At 54.9% G+C, this 441-nt stretch carries 1 rRNA gene; it reads right to left on the bottom strand.

The window, feature by feature from the left end:
* Window positions 1-441, bottom strand: a 16S ribosomal RNA gene (locus ACTHUE_RS20460); the annotation flags it as partial.

Genomic DNA, 441 nt, shown 5'->3' with positions numbered 1-441 from the left:
GTATCCCCCACTCCCATGGTGTGACGGGCGGTGTGTACAAGACCCGGGAACGTATTCACCGCAGTATGCTGACCGGCGATTACGAGCAATTCCGACTGCATGCACTCGATTTGCAGAGTGCAATCCGGACTACGATCGGTTTTGTGAGATTGGCTCCGCCTCGCGGCGTGGCTACCCTCTGTACCGACCATTGTATTACGTGTGAAGCCCTGGTCATAAGGGCCATGAGGACTTGACGTCATCCCCACCGTCCTCCGGCTTGTCAACGGCAGTCTCATTAGAGTGCCCAACTTAATGACGGCAACTAATGACAAGGGTTGCGCTCGTTGCGGGACTTAACCCAACATCTCACGACACGAACTGACAACAGCCATTCAGCACCTGTTTTACGGTTCCCGAAGACACTCCTCCTTCTATGGAGGAGTCCGGACAGGTCAAGAC

Source organism: Neisseria sp. P0021.S005 (assembly GCF_051956955.1).
The sequence above is the reverse complement of the archived record's forward strand: the minus strand, read 5'-3'. Positions and strand labels throughout refer to the sequence as shown.